The organism is Pseudoxanthomonas sp. UC19_8 (genome assembly GCF_042700505.1).
In the GTDB taxonomy this organism is placed as follows: Bacteria; Pseudomonadota; Gammaproteobacteria; order Xanthomonadales; family Xanthomonadaceae; genus Pseudoxanthomonas_A; species Pseudoxanthomonas_A winnipegensis.
The window spans coordinates 3,326,419-3,342,338 of sequence record NZ_CP170559.1 but is presented as its reverse complement, the minus strand read 5'-3'; the positions used below and the strand labels follow the sequence as shown (position 1 = coordinate 3,342,338).

The 15,920-nt window shown below is 71.9% G+C and carries 14 protein-coding genes; 8 read left to right on the top strand and 6 right to left on the bottom strand.

All coding sequences use genetic code 11. From position 1 onward, the window contains the following. Nucleotides 1–110: 110 nt before the first annotated feature. Together ACFJIT_RS14840 and ACFJIT_RS14835 are read left to right on the top strand one after the other, a co-directional pair. Nucleotides 111–782, top strand: coding sequence for a YceH family protein (locus ACFJIT_RS14840; RefSeq protein WP_379654072.1), 672 nt, complete (start codon nt 111–113; stop codon nt 780–782). A gap of 63 nt (nt 783–845) precedes the next feature. Further along, nucleotides 846–2,873 (top strand): hypothetical protein, encoded by a 2,028-nt coding sequence (locus ACFJIT_RS14835; RefSeq protein WP_379654071.1) that lies wholly within the window; start codon nt 846–848, stop codon nt 2,871–2,873. 538 nt (nt 2,874–3,411) lie between these two features. On the opposite strand, the gene ACFJIT_RS14830 is transcribed toward ACFJIT_RS14835, so the two are convergent. After that, the gene (locus ACFJIT_RS14830) at nt 3,412–5,391 is read right to left on the bottom strand and encodes a UvrD-helicase domain-containing protein (protein WP_379654070.1); all 1,980 of its coding nucleotides are present in this window, start codon (nt 5,389–5,391) and stop codon (nt 3,412–3,414) included. A gap of 123 nt (nt 5,392–5,514) precedes the next feature. Here ACFJIT_RS14830 and ACFJIT_RS14825 point away from each other — a divergent pair, with 123 nt between their 5' ends. Beyond that, on the top strand, nt 5,515–6,141 hold the full coding sequence (locus ACFJIT_RS14825) for a thymidine kinase (protein ID WP_379654069.1): 627 nt from the start codon (nt 5,515–5,517) through the stop codon (nt 6,139–6,141). Between the two features lie 16 nt (nt 6,142–6,157). Here the strand turns inward: ACFJIT_RS14825 and ACFJIT_RS14820 are convergent, their stop codons facing one another. The 5 genes from ACFJIT_RS14820 to ACFJIT_RS14800 form a co-directional block, all read right to left on the bottom strand. Then, nucleotides 6,158–6,799, bottom strand: a complete 642-nt coding sequence (locus ACFJIT_RS14820) for a hypothetical protein (protein WP_379654068.1) — start codon at nt 6,797–6,799, stop codon at nt 6,158–6,160. A gap of 20 nt (nt 6,800–6,819) precedes the next feature. Continuing rightward, the gene (locus tag ACFJIT_RS14815) at nt 6,820–8,964 is read right to left on the bottom strand and encodes a protein kinase (RefSeq protein ID WP_379654067.1); all 2,145 of its coding nucleotides are present in this window, start codon (nt 8,962–8,964) and stop codon (nt 6,820–6,822) included. An 18-nt stretch (nt 8,965–8,982) separates the two neighbouring features. After that, nucleotides 8,983–9,552 carry an ECF-type sigma factor gene (locus ACFJIT_RS14810; RefSeq protein WP_130514894.1) on the bottom strand — a complete coding sequence of 190 codons (570 nt, stop codon included), beginning with the start codon at nt 9,550–9,552 and terminating at the stop codon, nt 8,983–8,985. A gap of 88 nt (nt 9,553–9,640) precedes the next feature. Next, nucleotides 9,641–10,453: a bifunctional DNA-formamidopyrimidine glycosylase/DNA-(apurinic or apyrimidinic site) lyase gene (gene mutM, locus ACFJIT_RS14805; RefSeq protein WP_379654066.1), complete on the bottom strand. Its 813-nt coding sequence runs from the start codon at nt 10,451–10,453 to the stop codon at nt 9,641–9,643. Between the two features lie 71 nt (nt 10,454–10,524). Beyond that, nucleotides 10,525–11,346, bottom strand: coding sequence for an ABC transporter ATP-binding protein (locus ACFJIT_RS14800; RefSeq protein WP_379654065.1), 822 nt, complete (start codon nt 11,344–11,346; stop codon nt 10,525–10,527). 132 nt (nt 11,347–11,478) lie between these two features. Between ACFJIT_RS14800 and ACFJIT_RS14795 the strand changes: the two genes are divergently transcribed. From ACFJIT_RS14795 to ACFJIT_RS14775, 5 genes are all read left to right on the top strand, one after another. After that, nucleotides 11,479–12,681 (top strand): acyl-CoA desaturase, encoded by a 1,203-nt coding sequence (locus tag ACFJIT_RS14795; protein ID WP_379654064.1) that lies wholly within the window; start codon nt 11,479–11,481, stop codon nt 12,679–12,681. A 150-nt stretch (nt 12,682–12,831) separates the two neighbouring features. Continuing rightward, nucleotides 12,832–13,185: a hypothetical protein gene (locus ACFJIT_RS14790; protein ID WP_379654063.1), complete on the top strand. Its 354-nt coding sequence runs from the start codon at nt 12,832–12,834 to the stop codon at nt 13,183–13,185. Nucleotides 13,186–13,354: 169 nt separating this feature from the next. Further along, complete coding sequence (locus ACFJIT_RS14785; RefSeq protein WP_337052915.1) at nt 13,355–14,212, top strand: EamA family transporter; 858 nt, start codon at nt 13,355–13,357, stop codon at nt 14,210–14,212. 228 nt (nt 14,213–14,440) lie between these two features. Then, a complete protein-coding gene (locus ACFJIT_RS14780) occupies nt 14,441–15,349 on the top strand; it encodes a VOC family protein (protein ID WP_379654062.1) in 909 nt (302 codons plus the stop codon). Between the two features lie 168 nt (nt 15,350–15,517). Beyond that, a complete protein-coding gene (locus ACFJIT_RS14775) occupies nt 15,518–15,913 on the top strand; it encodes a MerC domain-containing protein (RefSeq protein WP_379654061.1) in 396 nt (131 codons plus the stop codon). Nucleotides 15,914–15,920: the final 7 nt, after the last annotated feature.

Below are 15,920 nucleotides of genomic sequence, written 5' to 3'. Positions count from 1 at the left end.
ACGCGAAGGAGACCGGCAAGTTTACCGGCTGGCGGTGACAGCCTCACTTCGGCGCCGGCCGCGCGCGGCGGCTATCCTTGCCGGCCCCTTGAACCGTTCCCAGGTGCCTTGTGACCGACGCCGCCGACCTGCCCGTGCTCGACACCGCCCAGGCCCGCCTGCTGGGCTGCCTGATCGAGAAGGAAGCCACCACGCCGGATGTCTACCCGCTGACGGTCAATGCCGCGGTCTCGGCCGCCAACCAGAAGACCGCGCGCGATCCGGTCATGAACCTGCAGGCCGGCGCCGTGCAGCACGCGCTGCGCGCGCTGGAGTCCCTGGGCCTGGCGCGCCAGCAGTTCTCCTCGCGCGCCGAGCGCTACGAGCACCTCACCGGCAAGGCCTTCAGCCTGCCCAACCAGCAGGTCGCGCTGCTCGGCCTGCTGCTGCTGCGCGGCCCGCAGACCGCGGGCGAGCTGCTGGCCCGCGCCGAGCGCCTGGCCTCGTTCGCCGATGCCGAGGACGTCCGTCATCACCTCGAGCGCCTGGCCCATCGCGAGCCGGCGCTGGTGGTGCAGATCCCGCGTGGCCCGGGCCAGCGCGAAGACCGCTGGATGCACCTGCTGGCCGGGCCGGTGGACGTGGCGGCGATCAGCGCGCGCGTCGCCACCGGCGCGGCCGGCGAGGGCGCGCCCAGCGCGCTGGAGCACCGCATCGCCGAGCTGGAGGCGCGCGTGGCCGACCTCGAGGCGCGCCTGGCCCAGCTGCAGCCCGCCGGGCCTTCGGTGCCTCAGCTGTCCTGAGCGCGCCGCCTTCGGCGTGACATTCCAGGACGCGCCCCGCGCGCTGCCCTCGGAATCGATCCAATGCGCACCCCTCTGACCGCCGGCGTCGTGCTGCTGCTGGCGCTGGCCGGCTGCGACCGCCCTCGGCCGGCCGCCGCGGCGGGCGATGCCGCGGCCGAGGAGGCGCTGCCGGACACGCCGGCCCCGCCGGTGACGGTGCGGGCCTCGTTCCAGTGCCCCAGGCCGGCGGTCGAGGGCGAGCCGGCCCTGCCGCTGGACGCGCCGCTGAGCGCGCTGCAGCGGCTGATCTGCGCCCAGCCCGACCTGGCCCTGCTGGACCGGCGCGTGCACGAGGCCTATCTGGCCACCCGCCTGCGCAGCGGCGTGGACCGCGGCAGCCTGGCCAAGCGGCAGACGCAGTGGCAGGCCGACCGCGACACCTGCCTGAAGGCGGCCGACCCGAGCGCGTGCGTGGACGAGGCGCTGCGCACGCGGCTGGTCGAACTGGCGCTGCAGGACCCGCAGACCGTGGCCGGCACGCGCGTGGCGTTCGTCTGCGAGGGCACCGGCACGCCGCTGACCGCGGCGTTCTACAGCCGCTTCGACCCGCCTTTCGCCGTGCTGGGCTTCGGCAAGCAGCAGGCGGTGGTGTTCCTGCGACCGACCAACGCCGGCCTCAAGTACGAGCGCAGCGGCGCCAACCTGTTCGTCCACCAGGGCCGGGTCGAGGTCGAGCTGTACGGCCGCACGCTGGACTGCGTGTTGCCGTCCTCGCCGCGGTTGCGGGCGCCGGCCCCGGCCCCGGCGGTGGCTGCGGCTGGGGCTGGGGCCGAGCGAACCGAAGCGGCGCCGGTGGCGGGAACCGTACGCGCCGAAGCAGCGCCTGCGGGCGGAGCAGCTGCCGTCCAGGGGAGGCCCGCGATTGGAGCAGCCTCCGTCCAGGCGACGCCCGCGACTGGAGCAGCGCCCATCCCAGCGGCGCCGGGGGCTGGCGCGGCATTGGCCAAAGCGACGCCTGGGGCTGGAACCGCATCGGCCAAGGCCGCGCCTGCGACTGGGACGGCGTCGGCCGAAGCCGCGCCTGTCGTGCCAACCCCGGCCGCTGCGTCCGCCAGGCCTGCCACCCCCGCCATCCCCGCGAGGCCTCCCGCGCCGGCGCTCATCGCGCCGACCGTCCCTGTGGTGACGCCCGCCGCTGTCGCGGCTCCGGCCTCTGCGGTCGCGGGCGCGCAGGGACCGCGCGCGACACCACCGCAGTCCGCAGCGCAGCGCCCGTCGACGCCCGCTTCGACCTCGACTTCGACACCCAGACCTGCGGCTACCAAGCCACCCACCACCGCGATCGCCACCGCTGCGCCATCCAGGCCTGCGCCAGCGGCCGTGTCAGCCGCTGCCGGTGCGGCGAGTGCCCCCGCGCCGGTCCGCGCACCGCCGACAAGACCGATCTCCGGCCAACCCCAGGCACCGTTGCTCGCACTGGCCTCCAGGCCGGCACCGGCCGCCTCGTTCTCCGCACCCGCGTGGTCGCTACCAGTTTCAGCCGCTTCGCCTGTCGCGGGCTCGGCGCCGACGGCCATTGCACAAGCCACGCCGCGCCACGCCGCTGCGCCAGCGCCAGTCCCAGCATCGGCACGCCCAACGACATCCGCCCCAAGCAGAGTCCCCACGGTGCTTGCACAACCCCCGTTGGCGCGTGCCTCCGCATTACCGTCACCGTCACCAGCATCACCGTCAGCACCCGATCTATCTGCGCCAACCGCGCCATCCGCAGCGAAGGCGCCGGTGGCCGCAACGCCCGCAGTCAATGCAGGAGCAGTGCCGAAGCCTGCGCCCCCGCTGCCTGTCGCCGTACCGATTGCCTCGGCCGCCTCGCCGATGGAGGCCCGTGCGGGTGGCGCAACTGCCGCGCCGATGGCACCCCCCAAACCGTCCAGGGCAGCTATCAACGCGGCGGCGGCTGCGGCTACGGCCGCGTTGATCCAGCAGGTGCTGGCCGAAGTGCAGGCCGGCTCGGCCGAAGCCGCGCGCGCCAGGTCTGCACCTGCTGCTGTGTCGGGTGCGGCCGCGGTGTCGTCTGCCGCGCCGACGCCCGTGCAGGCCGAGCCTTGAAGCCGCCGACAGCACCGGTGTCGTCGTTCGAAAGCCTGGAAAGCGAAAAGCAAAAGCACCCCACCCCGGCCCTCCCCTTCGCCTTCGGCGAAAGGGAGGGGGCAAAGCGCCGGCAGGCCAAACAGGACGGAGGTTAGTAGCAGGCTTCGCGGCTGGACGCTGCCGCTGGCCATCGCCGTATTCTCGCTGTAGCTGCTGGGCACTCACAGCTCAGCGTCCCTCCATTGCGCGCAGCGCAGCGGAGCTCGAGGTCGCGGCCAACGACTAAGGCGGGGGCCGGGCCTTTCTCAATTGGAAGAGGCCCCCAGCGATGCGCCCCCTCCCTTGCGCGTAGCGCAGGGGAGGGTTGGGAAGGGGTTAGGGGCTTTCCCGATTGAGCGTCAGCAACGACTGCGTCGGCGTTCCCGCGAAAGCGGTGAGTCCACGGGGACGTTGAAGACACCGGGTTTCCACCTTCGCAGTAGCGAAATGGTTTGTGCTGTCAGCGCCGAGTCTTAGCGCTTCTCAACACCTCAACGCCACTCCCAACCCCATCCCACTAATCATCAAACAACGCCTGGATCGCAGCCAGTCCCGCCTTGGCGCGTTCCTGCTTGTGCGCCGCGTCGGCCACCGGATCGGCACCGTCGCGCTGCAGTTCGGCCGCGGGCAGTTCGTCGAGGAAGCGGCTGGGTTGCAGGCGCATCAGCTCGCGGAACTTGCGCGTGGTGCGGCTGTGGCTCAGGTACAGGCCTTCCTTGGCGCGGGTGATGCCCACGTACATCAGCCGGCGCTCCTCCTCCAGCGAGCCTTCCTCCAGCGCGGTCTCGTGCGGCAGTACGCCGTCCTCGCAGCCGACGATGAACACATAGCGGAACTCCAGTCCCTTGGCAGCGTGCAGGGTCATCATCCGCACCTGGTTGCCGCCGTCGTCCTTGTCGTTGCGCGACAGCAGCGCCAGCTGCGCGGCCAGGTCGCCCGCGCTGGCGCCGCGCGGGCCGCCGCCGAACCAGTCGGCCAGCTCGTCCAGGTTGGCCTTGCGCCGCTGGAACGAGGCCTCGTCCTTGGACTGCACGCGCAGGTCGGCCAGCAGGCCAGAACGTTCGGCCAGCAGCCGCACCAGATCGGCCGCCGAGGTGCGCGGCGCCTGCTCGCGCAGGCTGCGCAGCGCGTCGTTGAAGCTGGCCAGGCCGTTGGCCGCGCGCGGCGGCAGCGCCTGCAGCGCGCCGGTGATCTCGGCCACGCGCGCCATCGGCAGGTGGCGCTGCTGGGCCATCTCGGCCAGGCGCGCCAGCGAGGTCGCGCCGACCTCGCGCTTGGGGTTCTGCACCGCGCGCAGGAAGGCCGCATCGTCGTCGGGATTGGCCACCAGCCGCAGCCAGCTCAGCGCGTCCTTCACCTCCTGCCGGTCCAGGAACGCGGTGCCGCCGGTGAGGTGGTAGGGGATGCGCAGCAGCTGCAGCGCCTTCTCGATCACGCGCGACTGGAAGTTGCCGCGGAACAGGATGCAGAACTCGTTCCACGGCACCTGCTTGGCCGCCTGCAGAAAGGCGATCTCCGCGGCGACCTTCTCCGCCTCGTGGTCGTTGTCGCGGCATTCCCACACGCGGATGCGCTCGCCATCGGCCTGGTCGGACCACAGCTGCTTGAGGTGCTCGTGCGGGTTGTGCGCGATCAGCGCATTGGCCGCGCGCAGCACGCGGTTGGAGCAGCGGTAGTTCTGCTCCAGCTTGATGATCTCCAGCTGCGGATAGTCGCGGCCCATCTGCAGCAGGTTTTCCGGGTTGGCGCCGCGCCAGGCGTAGATGCTCTGGTCGTCGTCGCCCACGCAGGTGAAGTCGCCGCGCGGCCCGGCCAGGGCCTTGAGCAGGCGGTACTGCGCGTCGTTGGTGTCCTGGCACTCGTCCACCAGCAGGTAGCCGATACGCTCGCGCCAGCCGGCGGTGATTTCGGCATTGCCCTCCAGGATCTGCACCGGCAGCCGGATCAGGTCGTCAAAATCCACCGCGTTGAAGCTCGCCAGCCGCGCCTGGTAGCGCGCGTACAGGGCGGCGGCCTCGACCTCGCGCGGGCTCTTGGCCAGCTCGGCTGCGGCCTCGGGCGAGAGGCCCATGTTCTTGGCGCGCGAGACCAGCGACTTCATCAGCTCGATCGCATCCGGCTTGGCGCCCGGCATCAGGTCCTTGATCTGCGCGGCCGAATCGTCGGCGTCGAAGATGGAGAAGTTGCGCTTCAGCCCGGCCGCGGCGTGCTCGATCTGCAGGAACTTCAGCCCCAACGCATGGAAGGTACAGATGGTCAGGCCTTCGGCCGCGTCGCCCTTGACCCGCTTGGCCAGGCGCTCGCGCATTTCCTTGGCCGACTTGTTGGTGAAGGTGATCGCCGCGATGCGCTTGGCCGGCATGCGCTTTGATGCGATCAGGTGCGCGATCTTCTCGATGATCACGCGCGTCTTGCCGCTGCCCGCGCCGGCCAGCACCAGCAGCGGGCCATGGACGTGCAGCACCGCGGCGCGCTGCGGGGGGTTGAGGAAATCCATGGGTCCAAAGCGCTACGAGAAACGAGGAAGGGCAGGAGCGTTCCCGCTGCGGGTATTCTCTCATCCCTTGAGGCGCGACCGCTGTCGCGCGTTTCTCGGCCCTTCCTCCTCGTTCCTCGCCTCATGGCCAAGCTCTATTTCTATTACTCGGCAATGAACGCCGGCAAGACCACCACGCTGCTGCAGTCGGCGCACAACTACCGCGAGCGCGGGATGCGGGTGCTGATCCTGACGCCGCGGCTGGACGATCGCGCCGGCACGGGCGTGGTGGCCTCGCGCATCGGCCTGCGCGCGGAGGGCAGAGCGTTCACGGCCGAGGACGACCTGCTGGCCGTGGTCGATGCCGATATCGCCGCGCACGGCGCGCTGCACTGCGTGCTGGTGGACGAGGCGCAGTTCCTCAGCCGCGCGCAGGTGTGGCAGCTGAGCGAGGTGGTCGACCAGCGCCGCATCCCGGTGCTGTGCTACGGCCTGCGCACCGATTTCCGCGGCGAGCTGTTCGAAGGCAGCCAGGCGCTGCTGGCCTGGGCCGACGAGCTCAGCGAGATCAAGACCATCTGCCACACCGGCGCCAAGGCCACCATGACCGTGCGCGTGGACGATCAGGGGCGCGTGGTCCAGGACGGGCCGCAGGTGGAGATCGGCGGCAACGAGTCCTACGTCTCGGTCAGCCGCGCCGAGTACAAGCGGATCACCCGCGGCGAGTCGTCCATGCAGCCGTTGCAGGTGCCGCTGCCGCTGCCCGAGTAAGCCGCCGGCACAAACCCTAGCGGTTGCCCGCCAGCAGGCGCGCATTGCAGGCCCGGGCGATGTCGTCGATCTCGCGGACCAGCGTGCCGCCTTCGGGCTGGGCCTGGTGCAGTTCGTCCTGCAGGGCCTTCAGGTCGGCCGCCGAGGGCGGCGCGGCGCCGTCGCAGCGCGATTCGGCCAGGTAGGCGCGGGCGCGCCAGACCAGGCGCTGGGTCTCGCTGGTGTCGACGGGCAGCTGCGCCACGGTGGCCAGCGCTGCCTGCGCCGGCGCGGTCTGGCCGAGCCGCGCCCGGTTGCGGGCCTGGGCCAGCACGGCGCTGCGCTGGCGCAGCGGCATCGCGGTCTTGGCCGCGCTCAGCCGCACGGCGCTGTCGAACCACGGCGCGGCCTGGTCCGGCGCGCCGGCGTCGGCCAGCGCCTGGCCGATCATGCGGTCGGCCTCGCCGACGATCTCGGACTGCGCGCCATAGCGCTCGACGCGCAGCTGGCGACACTCTTGGAACGCGCCCAGCGCCTGCTCGGGGTGGCCGGCGGCCAGCTGCGCCAGGCCGATGTTGAACAGGCCGCCGTGCAGCAGCCCCTCGTTGCCCGGCGCGCGCCAGATGGCGACGGCCTGTTCGATGTTGGTCAGCGCCTGGGCGCTGTCGCCGCGCTCCATGGCGATGATGCCCAGGCTGTTCAGGCCAGGCCGGTGTTGCGATGTTGTGGGCCCAGCCGCCGCTGCACGTTGGCCAGCAGGGTGCGCGCCTGACGCTCGGCCTGGGCGTAGCGTCCGCGATCCACGTCCAGCGCCATCAGATAGGCGCGCAGGTTGCCCACGGTCGGGTGCTGCGGGCTGTAGAACGCCTCGGCCAGGGTCAGCGCGCGGTTGAAGCTGGCCTGCGCCGCGTCGGTCTCGCCGCGCAGGCGCTGGGCCGCGCCGAAGCCGCGCAGCACGTCGATCTCCAGCGCCGTGTCGTTCTGGCCGTGCAGCTGGGCCAGCGCCTGGCGGTACAGCTCGAAGGCCGCCGGCTCGTCGCCGCGGTCGGTCGCCGTCTGCGCCAGGTCGAGCAGGCTCTGGGCCTGGTTGGTCGGCAGCCCGGCCAACTGCTGGCGCGCCAGCACCTGCTCGAACAGCGCCCGGGCCTCATCGCGCCTGCCGATCTGGCGCAGGCAGCGCGCGTACTGGGACAGGAACTCGTTGGCGACGCCCTGTTCGGCGCCCCGGCGCGACTGGGCCAGCGGTTCCAGCGGACCCAGCACGGCCACGCATTCAGCGCCGCGGTCCAACTGGACCAGGGCACGGCCGCGCTGGGTGGCCAGCTGCAGGCGCAGTTGCGCGGGCGGGTCGGGCGTGGCGTCCAGCAGCGCCTGGCCGCGCTTGAGCAGGGTCAGGGCCTGTTCGTAGTCGCCCAGGCCCAGGCGCAGGCGGCCGACCACGGCCAGCAGCTCGGCATGCGCCAGCGGCTGGCCGGCCAGCTCGCGCTCGCCGCGCGCCACGCCGTCCTCCAGCAGCTTGCGCGTGTCCAGCGCATCGCCGCGCGGGGCCGCGCCTGTGTTGTCGAACAGGCCGATCACGAAGTTCTGCATCGCCTGCGCGCGCTGCGCCTCGCGCATGGCCTCGCGCGCCTGGCGCAGGCTGACCGCCGCCGCGCCGACCAGCACGAAGATCGTCAGCGAGGCGGCTAGCAGCCACCAGCGCTGGCGGGTGGCGTACTTGCCCAGGCGGTAGGCCAGGCTCTGCCGCTGCGCCTGCACCGGCAGGCCTTCCATGTGCCGGCCCAGATCGGCCGACAGGGCCTCGACCGAGGGGTAGCGATCCTCCGGGCGCTTGGCCAGCGCCTTGAGCACGATACGGTCCAGGTCGCCGCGCAGGCGCCGCGCCTGGCGGTGCGCGTCCAGGCCGACCTCGCCGGTCTCGCTGGCGCTCAGCACCATCTGCGAGGGGCGCTGCGGGTCCACCGCGATGATGGCCTGCTCCCACTGCAGCGGGTTCTCGCCGCGCAGCCGATACGGCTTGTGGCCGGTCAGCATCTCGTACAGCACCACGCCCAGCGCGTAGACGTCGGTGCGGGTGGTGACCGGCTCGCCGCGGACCTGTTCGGGCGCGGCGTAGTGCAGGGTGAAGGCGCGCAGCTCGGTCCTGGCCACCGCACCATCGGGCGTGTCGAGCAGCTTGGCGATGCCGAAGTCCAGCAGCCGGGTCTGGCCGTGCACGGTGACCATGATGTTGGAGGGCTTCAAGTCGCGGTGCACGATCAGGTTGGCGTGCGCGTGGCTCACCGCCTGGCAGACCTGGCGGAACAGCGCCAGCCGCGCCTCCAGCGCCAGCCCGTGCTGGCGGCAGTAGTCGGTGATGGGCAGGCCTTCGACGTATTCCAGCGCCAGGTAGGGCTGGCCCTGGTCGCCGACGCCGGCATCCAGCAGGCGGCCGATGTGCGGATGCTCCAGCCGCGCCAGGATGTCGCGTTCGCGCGAGAAGCGCAGGCGCAGGCGGTGGTCGGCGAAGCCCGGGCGCAGCAGCTTCAGCGCCACCCGCCGCTGGTAGCCGCCCTCGGCGCGCTTGGCGCGCCAGACCATGCCCATGCCGCCTTCGCCCAGCACGTGTTCGAGCACGTAGGGGCCGATGCGCGTGCCGGGGCGCAGGGTGGGCTGCGGCTCGTGCAGCGGCGGCGGGAAGTTGTCGTCGGCGTCCTCTTCTAGCGCCAGCAGCGCGGCCAGCTCGTCGGCCAGTGCCGTGTCCTGCTGCCGCTGACGGGACAGCTCCTGCGCGCGCTGGGCCGGACTCATGTCCAGCAGCAGGTCCAACAGGGGCGACAGGCGCTGCCAGCGCGCGGGATCCATGGGTCTTGGGCTCGCGCGCTACTCGTCCTGCATCGCCGCCAGCAGGAACAGCCGCGCCTTCTGCCAGTCGCGGCGCACGCTGCGCTCCGAGCGCTGCATCAGCTCGGCGATCTCCAGCTCGGACAGGCCGCCGAAGTAGCGCATCTCCACCACCTTGGCCAGGCGCGGATCGGCATCGGCCAGCCGGTCCAGCGCGGTGTTGAGCGCCAGGGTGGTCTCGTCCAGGCGCAGCAGGTTGCTCTCCACGTCCTCCGGGATCTCGGCCACGCGCTTGAGGTCGCCGCCGCGCTTGCGCGCCAGCCGGCTACGGGCGTAGTCCACCACCACCGAGCGCATCGCCGAAGCGGCGTAGGCGAAGAAGTGCGCGCGGTCGTCGAAATGCGCCGCGCCCTGGGCGCCGAGCAGCTTCAGATAGGACTCGTGCACCAGCGCGGTCGCGTCCAGGGTGTGGCCCTGCTGGCCGGCCAGCTGGCGCCGCGCCATGCCGTGCAGCTCCTGGTAGAGCGTGGCCAGCACGCGGTCCAGCGCGGCGCGGTCGCCGCCGCGCGCCGAGTCCAGCAGCAAGGTGATATCGGTACCGACTTCCATGCGTCGACATCCTGAGTCGATCCCCACGAGGTCCGACTATAGCCGGTGGAACCGGAATCACCAGCACAGAATTTTCGTTACTTTTCCGCTACCGCTGGCAGCGCGGGCACCACACCGTGGTGCGCTGGCCGATCTGTTCGACCTTCAGCGCGGTGCCGCAGCGCTTGCAGGGCTGGCCCTGGCGCCCGTAGACCCACAGCTCCTGCTCGAAGTAGCCCGGCGCGCCGTCGGGGCTGATGAAGTCGCGCAGCGTGGTGCCGCCGCGGGTGATGGCATAGGCCAGGATGGCCTTGATCGCCGCGGCCAGGGCCTCGTAGCGCTCGCGCGAGACCTTGCCGGCCGCGCGCAGCGGGTGGACGCCGGCGCTGAACAGGCTCTCGGCCGCATAGATGTTGCCCACCCCGACCACGATGCGCTGGTCCATCAGGAAGGTCTTCACCGAGGCGCTGCGGCCGCGGCTGCGCGCGAACAGGTAGTCGCCGTCGAAGTCCTCCGACAGCGGCTCGGGCCCCAGTCCCTGCAGCAGCGGATGCACGCTGCCCGGTTCCTGCCACAGCAGGCTGCCGAAGCGGCGCGGGTCGTTGAAGCGCAGCACCCGGCCCCCGTCCAGGGCCAGGTCGACGTGGTCGTGCGCCTTCACCGGCGTGGCCGCCGGCAGCACGCGCAGGCTGCCGCTCATGCCTAAGTGCAGCAGCGCGCTGCCGGCCTGGGTGTCCAGCAGCAGGTACTTGGCGCGGCGGCGCACCGCGTCGATGCGCGCGCCGGGCAGCTGGGCGCGGACCTGCGGCGGGATCGGCCAGCGCAGGTCGTCGCGCCGCTGCAGCACCGCGTGCACCACCGCGCCCTCCAGGTGCGGGGCCAGTCCGCGGCGCGTGGTTTCGACTTCGGGCAGTTCGGGCATGGCAGGGCGCGCGAGGGGCGGGGCGGACTAGGCAAGATGGGTCTGCAACCGGCCCGCGGCAAGCCTGCCGCTCAGCCGGCGATGGCCCGGTACACGGCGCCGTCGCGCTGCACGCGCACCGGCGCGCCGTAGGCCTGCGACAGCCGCTGCGCGGTCAGCACCTGCGCGCGCGGGCCGTCGGCCAGGATCCGGCCCTCGCGCATCAGCACCACGCGGTCGATCTCCGGCACGATCTCCTCCAGGTGGTGGGTCACCAGCACCAGGGTCACGCCCTGCCGGGCCAGCTCGCCCATCAGCGCGCAGAACTGCTGCTGGGCCACCACGTCCAGGCCGGCGGTGGGCTCGTCCAGCAGCAGCGCCTGCGGCCGATGGACCAGCGCCCGGGCGATCAGCACCCGGCGCATCTGGCCGGTGGACAGCTCGGCCACCGGCCGGCCGGACAGCGCCTGGGCGCCGACCCGCTCCAGCGCCTCGACCGCCCGGGCGCGCATCTGCGCGGTGACGTCCTGGTCGATCGGCAGCACGAAGCTGGAGAAGAACCCGGTCACCACCGCATCGTCCACGCCCAGCTGCGGCATCTCCTGCAGCAGCGCGGTGGCATCGGAGGTGACCACGCCCAGGCGCGTGCGCAGCTGGGCCACGTTCCAGCGGCTCTGGCCGAACAGGCGCACCGGCGCCTCGCCCTCGCGCGCCAGCGGATACAGCTCGCGGTTGATCAGCTTGATGAAGGTCGACTTGCCGCAGCCGTTGGGGCCCAGCAGCGCGACGTGCTGGCCGAGCTGGATGCGCAGGTCCAGCGCCTCCAGCACGGGCGTGCCGCCGCGCACCACGGTGGCGCGGTCCAGTTCGATCAAGGGCTCGGAAAAGGGCGTTGAATCTGACGATGCTGACATAAGGCGGGCGCTGCGCCGGCGGGGCTGAACGCCATACGCGGGCGACGGGTGAAGTTTGCGGGGGCAGCCTGCATTATGGACGCCAGCGGTGGGCGTGTTGCCTGCGCTTTGGACTCCCTGGAGGGGGAACCCATGCATCCGTCCCTGATCGACTTCCTGACCGGCGGCCTGACCCAGTTCACCTGGTGGGAGCTGGCCCTGGTGCTGCTGGTGTGCACCCAGCTGACCATCTTCTCGGTCACCCTGTACCTGCACCGCAGCCAGGCCCACCGCGGCGTGGATTTCCATCCCGTGCTGAACCATTTCTTCCGGTTCTGGACCTGGCTCACCACCTCGATGATCACCAAGGAGTGGGTGGCGATCCATCGCAAGCACCACGCCAAGGTCGAGACCGAGGAAGACCCGCACAGCCCGCAGACGCGCGGCATCGGCAAGGTGTTCTGGGAAGGCGTGGAGCTGTACCGCGAGGCGCGCTGGAACCGTGGCGACATCGAGCAGTACGGCCGCGGCGCGCCGGAGGACTGGCTCGAGCGCCACCTCTACACCCCGCGCGCCAACTGGGGCCCGATCGTGCTGGCCGTGGCCTACGTGGTGCTGTTCGGCCTGCCGGGCGTGGCGATGTGGGCGATCCAGATGGCGTGGATCCCGTTCTGGGCCGCCGGCGTGGTCAACGGCCTGGGCCACTGGTGGGGCTATCGCAATTTCGAATCGGCCGACACCTCGACCAACCTGACGCCGTGGGCGTTCTGGATCGGCGGCGAGGAGCTGCACAACAACCATCACGCCTTCCCCAGCTCGGCGCGCTTCGCCATGCGCCGCTTCGAGTTCGACATCGGCTGGGCCGCGATCAAGGGCCTGGAGGCGCTGCGCCTGGCCAAGGTGCTGCGCGTGGCGCCGCGCCTGGACATCCGCCCCAACATCGCCGTGCCAGACGCCGACACGCTCAAGGCGCTGCTCTCGCACCGCTTCCAGGCCATGACCGACTACCAGCGCAACGTGTTCCGCCCGGTGCTGGCCGAGGAGGCCTCCATCGCCGGGCAGAAGCTGCGCCAGCTGCTGCCGCGCCGCCTGCGCCGCGGCCTGGTCGACGACGGGCGCTGGCTCAAGCCCGAGGCGCGCGACGCGCTGCAGCACTGGATCGCCCAGCGTCCGCGCATGGCCGCCCTGGTCGAGCACCGCAAGCGCCTGGCCACCCTGCTGGAGGCCCGCTCGCACGACGCGGCCGAACGCCTGCGCCAGCTGCAGGCCTGGTGCAAGGAGGCCGAGGAAAGCGGCATCGCCTCGCTGCAGGCCTATTCGCAGCGGCTGAAGGGTTACGCGCTGGCGCATCACTGATCGGGAGCAGGGGCCGGAGGCCAGGGGCCAGGGATCAGGGCTCTGTTTTTGCTCGTCATCCCCGCGAAGGCGGGGATCCAGTGGCTTTCCCGGCGCTCCCATCTCGCGCACGCGGCGTCCCAACCGCGCCATAGCTGCGACACTGCCGCCATGACCCGACGCCGCGTGATGCACGCCCCCCTGGCCGCCGCGCTGGCGCTGGCCTTCGTCCCCGGCGCGTCCGCGCAGCAGCCGGCCGGCACCGCCGACTACCTGGCGCGCATGGACAGCGACCACGACGGCCGGATCAGCGTCGAGGAGTACGTGTCCTGGATGACCTACGCCTTCGACGAACGGGACGCCAACCACGACGGCGTGCTCGAGGGCGCCGAGCTGCCCGGCAGCCGCGGCAAGCCGGTCACGCGCGCGGCGCTGGTGCAGCAGCTGCGAGCGCGCTTCGCCCGGCAGGACCGCAATCACGATGGCTTCCTCGACGCGCGGGAGCTGGCTGCCCCGCCGCAGTAGAAACACGGAAGCGGGCGACGCCTGACGAAGCGCCAGGCGCGTGGAGCTGAGGCGCTGCGCCTTGCGCGGGCTTCCGACCGCTTTCTTTTCGTCGCACACAATCCCGCCGCCCGAGCCAGCGCGCGCTGCGATAATGCGCGGCCCTGAAACACGCGCTCGGCGGTGATCGATGTGGTGGCTTGCCCTGGCGGTGCTGTGCAGCGTGGCGGTGTCGGTCCTGTTCCGCCTTGCGCCGCGCTGGCGGCTGGATGTGCCGCAGGCGGTGACCTGGAACTACCTGGCCGGCGTGCTGCTGGCGCTGGGCCTGCTGCATCCGCCGCTGCAGGCACTGGCCGGCGAACACGCGCCATGGCGCTGGTGGCTGCCGCTGGGCCTGCTGCTGCCCGGGCTGTTCCTGGTGCTGGCCGCCTCGGTGCGTCGCGCCGGCGTGGTGCGCACCGACATCGCCCAGCGCCTGTCGCTGCTGCTGTCGCTGATCGCCGCCTTCACCCTGTTCGGCCAGCGTGCCGGCGCGGCGCAGCTGCTCGGCCTGGCGCTGGGGCTGGTGGCCATCCCCTGCCTGCTGGCGCGCCCGCGCGGCGGGCCGACGCCGCAGTCCACCGAGTGGCGCCTGCCGCTGGTGGTGCTGGTGGGCTGGGCGACCACCGATGTGCTGTTCAAGCGCATCGCCGCCGATGGCGCGCCGCTGTCGGCCTCGCTGCTGGCGACCTTCGCCGTGGCCTTCGTGCCGATGCTGGGCTGGCAGCTGTGGCGGCATGCGCGCGGCGTGCGGCTGCAGTGGCGCAGCTTCGTCGGCGGGCTGGCGCTGGGCGCGCTCAACTTCGCCAACATCGGCTTCTACCTGGCCGCGCACCGCGCGCTGCCGCAGGCGCCGGCCACGGTGTTCGCGGCGATGAACATCGGCGTGGTGCTGCTCGGCACGGCCGTGGGCGTGGGCGTGTTCGGTGAGCGCCTGGGCCGGCTGAACCTGCTCGCCATCCCGCTGGCGCTGGCCTCCATCGTGCTGATCAGTCGCGGCATGGGTTGATCGTCGCGGCGCTGGCGGCGCCTCTTCGACGATCGCCCTCCCCCGAAAGAGGGAAGAGCCACCACACCGATCGTGGGTAGACGCCCCTGCGGCGGCGTTCGAGGATGCGTGACGCAGCGTCACCGTCCAGCTTTGGCATCGGTTGACGATTGCGTCCGTTCCGCACGGCGTTGAGTCCACTTCGCGTCGCGGCCGATGCGCCGATGTTTCTCTCGCTGGAGCACGCCCATGAAGCCTCGCCTACCGCTGCTGGCCGTCGCCCTGATCGCCATGGCCACGTCGTGGGCGCCGCCAGCGCGAGCCGGCACGCCTGCAGCCGACGCCTCCTATGCCGTCGGCCCGCAGTACGACTCCACCCACGTCTATGTGCAGGCGGAGGACTTCGATCGCTTCGTGCGCAGCTTCGTGGCGACCTTCGGCGGGACGGTCGGCAAGCAGGCCGTCGTCCAGGTCACGCCGACGCCGAGCCAGACGCTCTCGCAGCTGGTGCGCTCGCCCGTCGGCACGCTCTCGGTGTTCGGCTTCAAGACGCCGATTCCTTATCCCTTCGGCGTCGAACGCACCGGCTACCTGGTCACCGACATCGACGCGGCCACCGCCGCCGCCATCTCGCTCGGCGCCACGCGCCTGGTGGACACCTTCCCCGATCCGATCGGGCGCGACGTGGTGCTGCAATGGGCCGGCGGGGTCAACATGCAGTTCTACTGGCACACCGCGCCGTCGTCCTATGCCGCGCTGACCAGCGTGCCGGAGAACCGCATCTATCTCACCGCCGATGCGGCCGATGCGTTCATCAGGCAATGGCTTGCGTTCTCGCACGGGCGGGTCGTGTCCGATGAGGCCGCGGCCAGCGGGATGGAGATCGGCCGTCCCGACGCCACCGTGCGCCGGGTGCTGCTGCAGTCCGGCTACGGCAAGGTGCTGCTGCTGGTCTCCGATGGCCATCTGCCGTGGCCCTATGGCCGGGAGCTGACCGGCTACGAGGTGCAGGATCTGGCCGCCACCCTGGGCCGGGCCCGCGAAGCCGGCGCCGAGGTGCTGGTGGGGCCGTATGCGGTCGGCGGCCGGCGCGCGGCGATGCTGCGTTTCCCCGGAGGCTATATCGCGGAAGTCCACCAGCCCGGCGCCACGCCCTGACGACCAGCGCGTCGCGGCGGGGTGGATCGGCCAAGCAGCTGGCGACCGCTCGGGGACAGCCGAGCCCTATGACATCGCCCGCCTTGGTTTTGGTCGGCCGCCGCCCGTGTTGACATCGGGGCTTGACACCTCCTGTATTGTTACTAAGTAACAAATGGAGAAGTCGCCATGAAACTGTCCTCAACCCAGGCCGCCGATGCCTCGGCCATCGGCCTGTCGATGCTGTGCCTGGCCCACTGCCTGCTGCTGCCCGTGCTGGCGGCGCTGCTGCCGGTGTTCGGCGCCTGGGCGCACGCCGAATGGGTCCACATCGTGTTCGTCGCCATCGCCGCGCCGCTGGCCGGCTTCGCGCTGTGGCGCGCGCACCGGGCCCGGCCGCTGCCCTGGCCGCTGGCCGCGTTGGCCGCGCTGGGCCTGGCCGGGCTGCTCGCCGGCGCGGTCGGCTGGCCCTCGCACGAGGTCGAGACGCCCGTGACCGTGGCCGGCAGCCTGCTGCTGGCCAGCGCCCATGTCTGGAACTGGCGCCGCCGCCCGCACGCGCCGCCGTGCGAGGCCTGCCACTGAGCCTGCG